13 protein-coding genes are annotated in these 11,986 nt (G+C 63.4%); 10 read left to right on the forward strand and 3 right to left on the reverse strand.

Annotated features, from left to right (window positions below):
- Nucleotides 1–502 precede the first annotated feature (502 nt).
- From AB3N21_RS10480 to AB3N21_RS10500, 5 genes are all read left to right on the forward strand, one after another.
- Nucleotides 503–862, forward strand: coding sequence for a CHAP domain-containing protein (locus AB3N21_RS10480; protein ID WP_367935189.1), 360 nt, complete (start codon nt 503–505; stop codon nt 860–862).
- A 223-nt stretch (nt 863–1,085) separates the two neighbouring features.
- The gene (locus tag AB3N21_RS10485; RefSeq protein ID WP_367935190.1) at nt 1,086–1,556 is read left to right on the forward strand and encodes a GNAT family N-acetyltransferase; all 471 of its coding nucleotides are present in this window, start codon (nt 1,086–1,088) and stop codon (nt 1,554–1,556) included.
- A 170-nt stretch (nt 1,557–1,726) separates the two neighbouring features.
- The gene (locus tag AB3N21_RS10490; RefSeq protein WP_367935191.1) at nt 1,727–2,326 is read left to right on the forward strand and encodes a 2-hydroxychromene-2-carboxylate isomerase; all 600 of its coding nucleotides are present in this window, start codon (nt 1,727–1,729) and stop codon (nt 2,324–2,326) included.
- 57 nt (nt 2,327–2,383) lie between these two features.
- Nucleotides 2,384–2,860: a DUF2244 domain-containing protein gene (locus AB3N21_RS10495; RefSeq protein ID WP_367935192.1), complete on the forward strand. Its 477-nt coding sequence runs from the start codon at nt 2,384–2,386 to the stop codon at nt 2,858–2,860.
- A 284-nt stretch (nt 2,861–3,144) separates the two neighbouring features.
- Nucleotides 3,145–4,266 carry a hypothetical protein gene (locus tag AB3N21_RS10500; protein WP_367935193.1) on the forward strand — a complete coding sequence of 374 codons (1,122 nt, stop codon included), beginning with the start codon at nt 3,145–3,147 and terminating at the stop codon, nt 4,264–4,266.
- A 259-nt stretch (nt 4,267–4,525) separates the two neighbouring features.
- Here AB3N21_RS10500 and AB3N21_RS10505 read toward each other — a convergent pair whose 3' ends face one another.
- Together AB3N21_RS10505 and AB3N21_RS10510 are read right to left on the reverse strand one after the other, a co-directional pair.
- Nucleotides 4,526–4,852, reverse strand: coding sequence for a hypothetical protein (locus AB3N21_RS10505; RefSeq protein WP_367935194.1), 327 nt, complete (start codon nt 4,850–4,852; stop codon nt 4,526–4,528).
- A gap of 213 nt (nt 4,853–5,065) precedes the next feature.
- On the reverse strand, nt 5,066–5,551 hold the full coding sequence (locus tag AB3N21_RS10510; protein WP_367935195.1) for a GatB/YqeY domain-containing protein: 486 nt from the start codon (nt 5,549–5,551) through the stop codon (nt 5,066–5,068).
- Between the two features lie 183 nt (nt 5,552–5,734).
- Here AB3N21_RS10510 and carA point away from each other — a divergent pair, with 183 nt between their 5' ends.
- Nucleotides 5,735–6,901: a glutamine-hydrolyzing carbamoyl-phosphate synthase small subunit gene (carA, locus tag AB3N21_RS10515; RefSeq protein ID WP_367935196.1), complete on the forward strand. Its 1,167-nt coding sequence runs from the start codon at nt 5,735–5,737 to the stop codon at nt 6,899–6,901.
- Nucleotides 6,902–6,973: 72 nt separating this feature from the next.
- Complete coding sequence (locus AB3N21_RS10520) at nt 6,974–8,857, forward strand: glycosyltransferase (protein WP_367935197.1); 1,884 nt, start codon at nt 6,974–6,976, stop codon at nt 8,855–8,857.
- Between the two features lie 3 nt (nt 8,858–8,860).
- Here the strand turns inward: AB3N21_RS10520 and AB3N21_RS10525 are convergent, their stop codons facing one another.
- Nucleotides 8,861–9,511, reverse strand: a complete 651-nt coding sequence (locus AB3N21_RS10525; RefSeq protein ID WP_367935198.1) for a GntR family transcriptional regulator — start codon at nt 9,509–9,511, stop codon at nt 8,861–8,863.
- A gap of 100 nt (nt 9,512–9,611) precedes the next feature.
- Here AB3N21_RS10525 and AB3N21_RS10530 point away from each other — a divergent pair, with 100 nt between their 5' ends.
- The 3 genes from AB3N21_RS10530 (at nt 9,612) to AB3N21_RS10540 (ending at nt 11,902) form a co-directional block, all read left to right on the forward strand.
- Entirely contained in the window at nt 9,612–10,256 is a 645-nt protein-coding gene (locus AB3N21_RS10530; protein WP_171178788.1) for a pyrimidine 5'-nucleotidase, read from the forward strand.
- Nucleotides 10,257–10,382: 126 nt separating this feature from the next.
- The gene (locus AB3N21_RS10535; RefSeq protein ID WP_367935199.1) at nt 10,383–10,631 is read left to right on the forward strand and encodes a hypothetical protein; all 249 of its coding nucleotides are present in this window, start codon (nt 10,383–10,385) and stop codon (nt 10,629–10,631) included.
- A 74-nt stretch (nt 10,632–10,705) separates the two neighbouring features.
- Nucleotides 10,706–11,902, forward strand: a complete 1,197-nt coding sequence (locus tag AB3N21_RS10540; protein ID WP_367935200.1) for a UbiH/UbiF family hydroxylase — start codon at nt 10,706–10,708, stop codon at nt 11,900–11,902.
- Nucleotides 11,903–11,986 lie beyond the last annotated feature (84 nt).

The following is an 11,986-nucleotide window of genomic DNA, read 5'->3' on the forward strand; positions in this document are numbered from 1 at the left end:
CCCCGCCGATCCCGGCGGGGTTTTTCTTTGGAGCACGTGATCGACGAACCAGAGGAGCCACCGCTTGGTTTCAAGCACAGCGACCGCTCCGAGCCCATTGCAGACCTCGTGTTCAAACGCAGCATTTGTCATTATTGACATTATGGGCATTATAGGCGTGATGCGTCTTTTGGCTCAGCCATTGGCCTAAATGTGGCACGGGGAACTGGCAAAATCTTGCCGGGGAATTGGCAAGCCTCTTTTCATTCCCGATCAGACCACCGTAAAACCCCGTGAGTCTTCGAACCGGCAATGAAGCTTCTTGCAAAACAACGCTCACAAAACAAATACGATTTGGCCGCGCTTGTCCGGCACCGCCCGAACTGCGGTTGCGTTGGGGCTTTTCAGCCTTGTCTCTGCCTGCTCCCAAAGCCCGACCAATGCGAATCTCAATCCGGAACGTCAGTCAATGGCCCTGCGCGAGGTCGCGCAAAAGCAGGCCCGGGGCCAAAGGGTGTGGTGCGTGCCTTACGCAAGGAACCTCAGCGGCATCGAAATTCGCGGCAACGCCAAGGACTGGTGGGGTAAGGCGCGCAATGCTTTTGAGCGGGGCACTGAACCGGTTGTCGGCGCGGTGATGTCGTTTCGGGCGACCAGCGGGATGCCTCTGGGCCATGTGGCGGTTGTGTCCGATATTGTCACCGACCGGGAAGTCGTCGTGAACCACGCCAACTGGCACCGCAACAAGGTATCGTTGAAAATGGGCGTCAGGGACGTATCCAAACACAATGACTGGACGCTGGTCCGGGTCGAAAGCCAGCCGGGCCGGTATGGCAGTTCCTACCCGGTGAACGGGTTTATATATCCGAATGATGACGGGTAACCCAACCCAGTTTCTCTTCGCGTCTGCCGCAAACCAGCGGAATGTGCCGCAGGCAATTCTCGCCTCGGTCGTGAATCGCAAACACTAGGCGTCCGCACGTCAGCTTTGTCCGCGCCGGCGACCTTGGGTGCGCGCCAACGCAGGGAAGGCCTGAGCGAAGTCGTCAGATGACCAGTGTGAGCCCAACCACGACATCTGAATTTGAACGTTGTATCATGCCCCCATGCGAACCCAGATCGAAGTTATAACAGCCAGTGAAGAGCACGCGGAAGGTATTGGCAAAGTGGTTCGGGATGCAATCCGGAGGGTCAATGCCAAGGACTATCCTCCCCATGAGATCAACCGTCTTGTCAGCAATTTTTCGACATCCAACATTCTCGATTTCTTGAAACAGCGGCTAACCATAGTGGCCATGCATGATAACGTGGTTGCCGGCACTGGTGCGTTGCAAGGTCCTGAAATTAAGTCTGTATTCGTATCGCCTGACCTGCACCGGAGGGGTGTCGGAAGCGTATTGTTGGGAGAGCTGGAACGGGTTGCTTCCAAAAGAGGTGTGCAGGAACTTGTGGTTTCGTCTTCGTTGTCGGCGGTCAAATTCTACTCGGCGTTAGGCTATGTCGAGCAAAGCCGGAAGTTCTTTGGTGAAGAAGAGACGGTTGTTATGATCAAGTCGGCGATCTCGCCGTCGCCATAACCTGAAAGTCTGCAATGTCCGCATTGCCGGCATTTCCTGTGCGGCGCAGGGAAGAAGTGGGACAGCCCCACCGCCCCACTTCAAATGCAACCGAGCGCGCGCACATCGCCAGACTCACTAAAATCCGCTACTATGGGTAAGTCACATATTGATTTTTCGGAGTCCTCCAGATGCCCGAGATTGATTTTTGGTATTCCATCGGCAGCACCTACAGCTTTCTCACCATCCTGCGCCTGCCGGACTGGTGCAAGGAACATGATGCAACCGTGTGCTGGCACCCTTTCAACGTCCGCACGGTGATGAACGCGCAGCAGAACATCCCCTTTGCGGGCAAACCGGAAAAAAGCGCCTATATGTGGCGCGACATCGAGCGGCGCGCGGCCAAGTACGGGCTGCATGCCAGCCTGCCCGCGCCCTACCCGATCTCGGATCTGGCACTGGCCAATCAGGTCGCGCTCATGGGGATGGGCGAAGGCTGGGGCAAGCGCTTTACCGAAGCGCTCTACCGCATCTGGTTCGAAGACGGGGTCGAGGCCGGCAGCGAGGCCGCCCTGACCGAGGCGCTGCACCGCTGCGAACAGGACCCGCTGCCGATCCTGGCCCGCGCTCGCGAGCCCGAGGCCGTCGAGGCGCTGGCATCCGAGACCGAAAAGGCGGTGTCGCACGGCATCTTCGGCGCGCCCAGCTTTGTCGTGCGGGGCGAGGTGTTCTGGGGGGACGACCGGCTTGAGGACGCGTTTTCCTGGGTCCGGGTCGGTCACGTGGTGTAACCGGATTTGAGGCGGCCGCACCCTCGACCCGCAGGCCGGACATGATAGATTAACGATATGCCCTATGACTGGAAACGCACGTCCAAGGCGGAACGGGAACTGCATCTCTGGCCGCACAACTCGCTGCCTCCGCGCGGTGCGGCGGCGGTGGTGCTGACGGTCTTTCTGTTCGCCTCCATCCCGCTGCTGGCGCTGCTGGGCTCGGTGCTGCTCTGGGGGCTTTTGCCCTTTGTCCTGATCGCGGTGGCGGGGATATGGCTGGCGCTCGATCTGAACTATCGCCAGCGCCGCGTGCTCGAAGTGCTGACCCTGTCCAACGATCATGCCCATCTGGTGCGTCACAACCCCAAGGGGCCGGACCAGGAATGGGACTGCAATCGTTATTGGGCGCATCCGAAGATGCATGAACAGGGCGGGCCGGTGCCCCATTATGTCACGCTGACCGGCGCCGGGCGCGAGGTCGAGATCGGCGCCTTTCTGTCCGAGGACGAGCGCATCGCGCTTTATGACGAGCTGACCCAAGCCTTTCGCTAGAGCGTTCCGGGAAATCTCTGAGACGCATGTATGGCCAATGTCCCGAAAGCACCGCTGGTGCGGCAGGGTATTGGCGGTTCGACTTTTTCCCGAAAGGCTAAAGCACCTTGCGAAATACCTGAATCACCTAACGCTGCCTGAAATCATAGATTTCAACGCGTTAAGTGATGCTCGGTGTTTCAAGATCTCCGCAAAGTGCTGTAAAACCTTGTTTTTCTTTGCCTGAGGCCGCCGCCGCTGGTTACAGTTCCCCTTGAAGACCCACATGAACGGACCCGCTGCCGATGCGACCTCTGATCCTGTCCTGCGCCATTTTTCTGGCCGCGCTTGCCGCCAAGGCCGAAGAACAGGTCGCCTGCACCATCGCCGGCTGCGAGACCGTCAATATCGAGCTGCCGCGCTTTGCCGGCGCCGACAGCTTTTCGGTGCAAGAGGTCTGGTCGGTGGTGAACGAGATCCTCGCCGTCTCGGGACTGGCGCCGAATTTTCAGGTGATCGAGACCACCGAGGTCGGCAATGCCGCCGCCGTTGTGATCGAAAAAGAGCGCTATCTGGCCTTCAACCCGGTCTGGATCGAACGCTACAAGGACGACCCGCAGGCGACCTGGCAGCTCTATGGCATCATCGCCCATGAGGTCGGCCACCACCTGCAGGGGCACACGCTGACCGGTCGTGGCTCGCGCCCGCCGACCGAGCTGGAGGCGGACGAATATGCCGGTTTCACTCTCGCCGCGCTGGGAGCCAGTCTGCAGCAGGCGCAGTCGCTCTGGTCCACGCTCAGCGTCGAAGGATCAGCCACGCACCCGCCGCGTCATCAGCGGCTGGCGGCGGTCGAGCGCGGCTGGGACCGCTACACGCGCCGCAACCCAGGTGCGGCGAGCCCCTCGCCCCGAACCGCACCAGAGGCCGCACCAGAGACCGCCCCTCAGGCCAGCCTCACCCGCCCGGCCCGCGCCGGAGAGATCTGCAGCCACCTGCAGCTTGCGCTCGGCCCGGCCTCGGTCTGCGCGTCCACCACGCTGGCGCCGCAGGGCGCGTCCAGCTATGGCACCGCGCATCTGTTCGACCGCAACGGCAACACCGCCTGGGTCGAGGGCGGTCCCGGCAATGGCGAGGGCGAATATGTCGCCATCACCTTCGACACCCCGGCCCGGCCCGCGCGCCTTCTGCTGCGCAACGGCTATACCAAATCCAACAAGGCCTATTTGGACAATGCCCGCGTCCGCGGCCTGAGCCTGATCGCCTCGGATGGCAGTTCGCGGCAGGTGACGCTGGCGGATACGCCGGACTGGCAGGAGATCGCGCTGGACGGCGGCCCGCTGCACTGGGTGATGCTGCGCATCGACAGCACCTACCCCGGGCGCCGCTGGGCCGATACCGCCCTGTCTGAGCTGGTCTTCGAGTGAAAAATACACCGAGGGAGCCAGCCCTTTGCAGCAAATGGCGTAAGAAAGGGCCAGGATCACTAAGATAAAAGGTAGTGGGTCTTGGGCGACGGACCGATCCCGAAGAAATGCTCGTGAGTGAGGAACCCGAAATGGCAACTGTGCGGGACAAAGCACCATTTCGCTGCGCCAGCGTGAACGGCTGCTTTCGATGTGACCTATCGCAACGTTCTCAGCGGCTCCACATAATAGCGAAATCTAATGGCGGGCCGCAACAATACTAGCTACCAAAGTCAATACTATCGTAAAATCCCTTCCAATTTTCAGGCTCAGGATGAGCTGAAACAAACGCATCGGCATCTGGCCTGCTGAGAGAGCGAATCCAAGAATGGAAGGCGTTCCAGTAATCCTCGCCAGGTCCCATCCTCCAACCCATTGAATATCTGTCATATTCGGGGAAAGCCGTCCATGGTGGCTGCTCGTGATCGACGGCATTTTCCTCCATTTTGGCTAGTGCGCCTGCCAAGAATTCCCTGAGTTCAGAGGACATTGATCCGTCCGGCAAAATATTGTCTTGGACATTGATGCTGCGCGTTGGTTTTCTCATCCGGAAAGGTTACCAATTCTTATTCAAAGAATGAACCCAATCGCTCTCGCATGGCCGCAGCCTGGAAGCTGACGCTCGTTTCCACCGTTGCAATCGTTGCTCTGGGTTCGGAGCCGCCGTTGCACCTGCGCCCAGAGATCATTCAACTGCACCATTTACTGCAAAGGGCTGTCCCCGGGGCGCCTGTTCCGATGTCTGACGGAAGAGCTGCCTCTAGCAGCCGCCGCCCGAGGCCGCGCAGAGCTGGTCCTTGACCATCGGGCCCACCTTGCCGAAATCCATCTGCCCGGTATAGCGCGATTTCAGCTCGCCCATCACCTTGCCCATGTCGCGGATCGAGCCCGCGCCGGTGGCGGTGATGGCGGTGTTGATGGCCTCGGTCACCTCGTCGTCGTCCAGCTGCTTGGGCAGGAATTCCTCGATCACGGCGATTTCCTGAAGCTCCCTCTCGGCCAGATCAAGCCGCCCGCCCTCTTCATAGGCGCGCGCGCTTTCCTTGCGCTGCTTGGTCATTTTACCAAGGATTTCCAGCACTTCGGCATCGCCGCAACCCTTGGCCTCTTCGCTGCCCGAGCCGCGTGTGGCGATATCCTTGTCCTTGATCGCGGCGTTGATCAGCCGCAGTGTCGACAAACGCGCAGGCGCCTTGTCTTTCATTGCTTGCTTAAGGGCCGTGTTGACCCTCGATCGCATATCCATCTGCTCTGTCCATCCCCATGGAACCGGAAACCCGACCATACCGAAACAAAAAGGCCGACACAACAGGGGGCGCATGCAGCTAAGCCATTGAAATAAAACGATAGCCAAAAAATTGAACAGGGTTGACCAAGGGGCCTAACCCCCTTACGAATGCGCCGATTTACCCAGCAGGAGAGTCGCGCCATGGCCCCGCACGCCCCGTCCAAGCCCACCGCATGTCTGGCACTGGCCGATGGGACGCTGTTTTACGGGCACGGCTTCGGCGCCACCGGCCAGACGGTCGCCGAGCTGTGCTTCAACACCGCCATGACCGGCTATCAGGAGATCATGACCGACCCGTCCTATGCGGGCCAGATCGTGACCTTTACCTTTCCCCATATCGGCAATGTCGGCGTCAATCCCGACGATGACGAAACCGGCGATCCGGTGGCCGAGGGGATGGTGGTCAAATGGGACCCGACCGAGGCGTCGAACTGGCGCGCCGGCGAAGAGCTGAAGGACTGGCTGGCCAAGCGTGGCCGCATCGCCATCGGCGGCGTCGATACGCGCCGCCTGACCCGCGCGATCCGCCAGCAGGGCGCGCCGCATGTGGCGCTGGCCCATGATCCGGACGGCGATTTCGACATCGTGGCGCTGATCGCGGCCGCGCGCGGCTTTGCGGGGCTCGAAGGCATGGATCTGGCCAAGGAGGTCACCTGCGCGCAGAGCTACCGCTGGGACGAGATGCGTTGGGCCTGGCCCGACGGCTATGCCCGGCAGGAGGCCCCGCAGCACAAGGTGGTGGCGGTCGACTATGGCGCCAAGCGCAACATCCTGCGCTGCCTCGCCTCGGCGGGCTGCGACGTCACGGTTCTGCCCGCCACCGCCACGGCGGCGGAGGTGCTGGCGCATGATCCCGATGGCGTGTTCCTGTCGAATGGCCCCGGCGATCCGGCGGCAACCGGCGAATATGCCGTGCCGATGATCAAGGAAATCCTCGACGACACCGACCTGCCGGTTTTCGGCATCTGCCTCGGCCATCAGATGCTGGCGTTGGCCCTTGGGGGTCAGACCGTCAAGATGAACCACGGCCATCACGGCGCCAACCACCCGGTCAAGGATCTGGAGACCGGCAAGGTCGAGATCACCTCGATGAACCACGGTTTTGCGGTCGATGCCCAGACCCTGCCCTCAGGGGTGATGGAGACCCACCGCTCGCTGTTTGACGGGTCGAACTGCGGCATCCGCATGACCGACCGCCCCGTCTATTCGGTGCAGTACCACCCCGAGGCCTCGCCCGGCCCGCAGGACAGCTTCTACCTGTTCGAACGTTTCGCTTCGGCCATGTCGGCGCGGAAAAACGCGGCCTGATCGCGCCTGTTAACTGCACGTTAACTCCGATTGCACCACCCTGACGCGGTTTCACGTGTCGGGGTCCGGTGAATGAGTGACCAGAATCTCCAACTGCTTGCACCGGCCTGGCCGATCCCGTCGGTGCGGCCGCAGCTGCCGCTGGGGCGCCATCTGGTGACGAGCGGGGTCATCACTCAGGCGCAACTGATCCAGGCGCTGCAGATGCAGCTGCGCCTGAACGCTCCCATCGGCGAGATCCTGGTGGCCGAAGGCTGGGCCGAACCGGGTGACGTGCTGGCGGCTCTGGCGATGCAGAACGGCATTCAGGTGGCCGATCTGGCCGAGCACCCGCCCGGCGGCGATCTCTGCGATCTGATGCCGGTGGAATTCTGGCTTGGCCATGGGGTCATCCCATGGATGCGTCTGGGGCCGCTCGTGCTGATCGCCACAGCCCGGCCCGACCAGTTCGAAGAGGTGCGCACGGCGATGTCCGAGACCGGGCTGACGCTGGTGCCGGCGCTGGCCAGCGCCGATCAGATCGACCGTGCCATCGCCCGCCATTTTGCGGACCCGCTGGCCCGCGCCGCCGAGACCCGCGTGGAGGCGTCCCAGAGCTGCCGTGACTGGCACATCGCCTCGCGCCTGCCGGGCATCGCGGTGGTCCTTCTGATGGCGAGCATCGCCGCACTGGTGCCGGTCTGGGGTCTGACCGCCCTCTTCGCGGCTGCGGTGGCGACGCTGTTCCTGTTCGTCGCCTTGCGCGCCGCCGGGGCGGTTGCGCATCTGCTCAGCCATTCCTCGCTGACCGCACCGCGCGGGCAACCCGCCCTCGATGCCTCCCCCCGCCTGCCCAAGGTTTCGGTCCTCGTCCCGCTCTACAAGGAGCGTGAGATCGCCAGCGCCCTGATCGGACGGCTGAGCCGCCTGACCTATCCCAAGGCGCTGCTCGACGTGATTCTGGTGCTCGAGGAAAAGGACGAGGTCACACGCGAGGCGTTGGCCAGCGCCGACCTGCCCCACTGGATGCGGGTGATCGAGGTGCCCGACCATAACGGGCTGACCACCAAGCCGCGCGCGATGAACTATGCGCTGGATTTTTGCCGGGGCGAGATCATCGGGGTCTGGGATGCCGAGGACGCGCCGATGGCCGACCAGATCGAACAAGTGGCCGCGCGGTTTGCGCAGGTCCCTGAGGACGTGGTCTGCCTGCAGGGCATCCTTGATTATTACAACCCGCGCAGCAGCTGGCGGGCGCGGTGTTTCACCATCGAGTATTGCAGCTGGTTCCGCATCATTCTGCCCGGCATCGCCCGGCTGGGTCTGGTGGTGCCGCTGGGCGGCACCACCCTGTTCTTCCGCCGCGAGGTGCTGGAGGAGTTGGGCGGCTGGGACGCCCATAACGTGACCGAGGATGCCGATCTTGGGGTGCGCCTGTGCCGCGCCGGATACCGCACCGAGATGATCGACACCGTGACGTACGAAGAGGCCAATTTCCGCGCCTGGCCCTGGGTCAAGCAGCGCTCGCGCTGGCTCAAGGGGTTCATGGTGACCTATCTGGTGCATATGCGCGCGCCGCTGCGGCTGCTGCGCGATCTGGGGCTCAGGCGGTTTCTGGGCGTGCAGGCGTTCTTTCTGGGCACGCTGGGCCAGTTCCTGCTGGCGCCGATGCTGTGGTCCTTCTGGCTGATCGTGCTGGGCCTGCCGCATCCGGTGGCCGAGGTTCTGCCGCTGCAGGCCCTGACCGTCTGTGTCGGCCTGTTCGTGGCTGCCGAGGCGCTGAACATCGCGGTCGGGCTGGCCGCCGTCTCGTCGCGGCAGCGGCGCTTTCTGATGCCTTGGGTACCGACGATGATGCTCTATTTCCCGCTTGGGGTGCTGGCTGCCTACAAGGCGCTGTGGGAGCTGGCCGTGAAGCCCTATTTCTGGGACAAGACCCAGCACGGGCAGGCCGGAGAGGAACAGGCCCCGGCGTAAGCGTCAGCTCCGCTCGCGCTTGTTTGCGTCCTGCTGCAGCCGGGTCATGAAGGCGATCGAGATATGTTCCCGCAGCGCCTTTTGCGCCCGGTTCTCGTCGCGCGCCTCGATGGCGTCGACTATGCCCTTGTGCTCGCTCTGCGCGATCTCGCCCCGGCCACGCGCCGCCAGCGACGTGGTGGCCATCAGCGCCATCGTGCGGTGCACCAGATCGAGCTGCTGCACCAGATAGCGATTGTGCGAGGCCAGGTGGATCTGCTCGTGAAACCGCCGGTTGGCCCGCGACAGCGCCGAAGGGTCGTCGACCAGCGCGTCATCGGCAGTGACCATCTCGCGCAGCACCTTGATCTCTTCCTCGGTGGCATGCTGGGCCGCCAGCCGCGCCGCCAGCCCCTCGAGCTCGCGCCGTACCACGTACAGCTCGGCCATCTGGTTGTGATCCAGCGAGGCCACGATCAGCGACCGCCCGTCGCGTTCCAGTAGCGACTGCGTCTCGAGCCGCTGCAACGCCTCGCGGATCGGGGTGCGCGACACGCCGAAGCGCTCGGCCAGTTCGCTTTCCACCAGCCGGTCACCGGGCTTGTAGACGCCAATATCGATGGCTTCGAGGATCAGACTGTAGGCGTCTGTATGGGGCTGGCGGCTCTGGCTCATGTTGAATGCGTTCTCCCTGTTCCGGCTTGTCTATCCGCCGGGCGGGGCTGCAATCAAGCCGGGCATTGAAAACTGCGACGCTGAGCCCTACACCCGGGGCATGGTACGTCCCGCCTTTTCCCACGTCACCCAATGGGTGTTCGACCTCGACAACACGCTCTACCCGCCGCATATGCGCCTCTTTGACCAGATCGAGGTGCTGATGACGCAATATGTTATGCAGGCGCTGGGTGTGGAGCGGGCCGAGGCCGACCGGTTGCGGTCGCAATACTGGCGCGACTACGGCACCACGCTGGCGGGTCTGATGGCCGAGCACGATCTGGACCCCGATCCCTATCTGGTCGCTGTGCATGAAGTGGACATGAGCCACATGGAGCCCGACGCACAGCTTGCCGCCTATATCCGCACCCTGCCCGGCCGCCGCATCGTCTATACCAATGGCAGCGCGCCTTATGCCGAGCGGGTACTGGCCGCGCGCGGCCTCAGCGGGTTGTTCGATGCGGTTTACGGCGTCGAGCATGCGGGCTATCGCCCCAAGCCCGAGCGCGCGGCCTTCGAGGCGATCTTTGCCCGCGACGGGATCGACACCGCCCAAGCCGCGATGTTCGAGGACGATCCCCGCAATCTGGCCGCCCCGCACCAGATGGGCATGCGCACGGTGCACGTCGCGCCCGAGCCGCATGACGCCGATCACATCCACCACCACACCGACGATCTGACCGCGTTCCTGTCCCGGCTGGCCTGAGCAGAACGGCCGGCCTGCGACCTGCTGCCTCAGCCCCCCGTTCTGCGGCAAAATGCACCTGCCGGATGCATCTTTTGGTTCCTATATGCCGGGCAACACACCCGAGACATTCCACAGGAGCCCCCAATGGCCGCGATCGACTTCCCCGCCCCCCGCCCGTTCTGGCAACGCCTGATCTTTGCCGTGCCGCTGTTCGGCTGGATGGCCCGCGAGATGGCCGAGGGCGATGCTGACACCTGGTACTACGCAGCCGGTGCGCTGTTTTCCATGTGGGGCTGCTCGATCCTGCTGTTCGGTGTGCCCGGGCTTTACATCCCCGCGCTGGCCGCCGTGCCGGTGATGTTCCTGCTGCTGATCCTGATCTCGCGCGGCTGAGACACGGGACAGGATGTCACTTGGCGCCTGAAGCCGAACCGGCCTAGGGTCCACCGCAAACGGAGGTGCGGGCCATGAGCCAGAGCTGTGACATCCTGATTTCCGGCGGCGGCATCGCCGGGCTGACAGCGGTGGCCGCGTTCGGAGCCGCCGGGTTCGACGTGATCTGCGTCGACCCCGCCCCGCCGGTGACCGAGCGCGACGCGGAAGGCTCCGACCTGCGCACCACCGCCTTTCTGCAACCCGCGCGCGGGCTGCTGGAACAGTGCGGGCTGTGGGCCCGGCTGGCCGAACACGCGGCCCCCCTTCAGATCATGCGCATCGTGGATGCGGGCGGCGACGTGCCCGAGCCGCGCGTGGTGCGCGATTTCAACGCCGCCGATATTTCGGATCAGCCCTTTGGCTGGAACCTGCCCAACTGGCTACTACGGCGCGAGATGGTGGCGCGGCTGGCCGATCTGCCCAACGTCGATTTCCGCCCCGGCACCGGCACCACCAGCCTGTTCACCCGCACTGCCGAAGCGCGGGTGGGGCTGAGCGACGGTTCTCGCGTCCGGGCCCGGCTGGTCGTGGCCGCCGATGGCCGCAACTCGCCCATGCGCGAGGCGGCAGGGATCGGTGTGCATACCACCCGCTATGGCCAAAAGGCGCTGGCCTTTGCGGTCACCCATCCGATTGCGCATGACAATGTCTCGACCGAGATCCACCGCTCGGGCGGTCCGTTCACGCTGGTGCCGCTGCCCGACTGGCAGGGTCAGCCGTCATCGGCCATCGTCTGGATGGAGCGTGGGCCTAAGGCGCTGGAACTGCTGAACATGGAGCCTGAGGCGTTCGAGGCGGCGATGACCGAACGCTCCTGCGGCCTCTTCGGTCCGCTGAAACTGGCCTCGCGCCGGACCATCTGGCCGATCATCAGCCAGTCCGCCGAGCGGCTGTCGGGTGAACGCATCGCGCTGATGGCCGAGGCCGCCCATGTGGTGCCGCCCATCGGTGCGCAGGGGCTGAACATGTCGCTGGGCGATCTGCGCACGCTCCTGGATCTGGCGCAGGCCCGGCCCGAGGGTCTGGGCGATGCCGAAATGCTGGCGGCCTATCACAAGGCCCGCCATACCGAGATCGAACTGCGGGTGAAGGGCATCGACCTGTTGAACCGCGCCTCGATGGTCGAAACGCGTGCCCTGCGGGACGCGCGTGCGATGGGCCTGAGCGCGCTTTATTCGCTGGCCCCGGTGCGCAGGACGCTGATGCAGATGGGTCTTGGCGTCCGCTAAAGCAGAACTCGAACTTCCTTACCCCTCAATCAGCATGTCGCTGATTTCGAACGCGAATATTGATGCGTTATGGTGCAGATCAAT

The sequence above is a fragment of the Ruegeria sp. genome, from assembly GCF_040830605.1.
Classification (GTDB): domain Bacteria; phylum Pseudomonadota; class Alphaproteobacteria; order Rhodobacterales; family Rhodobacteraceae; genus Ruegeria.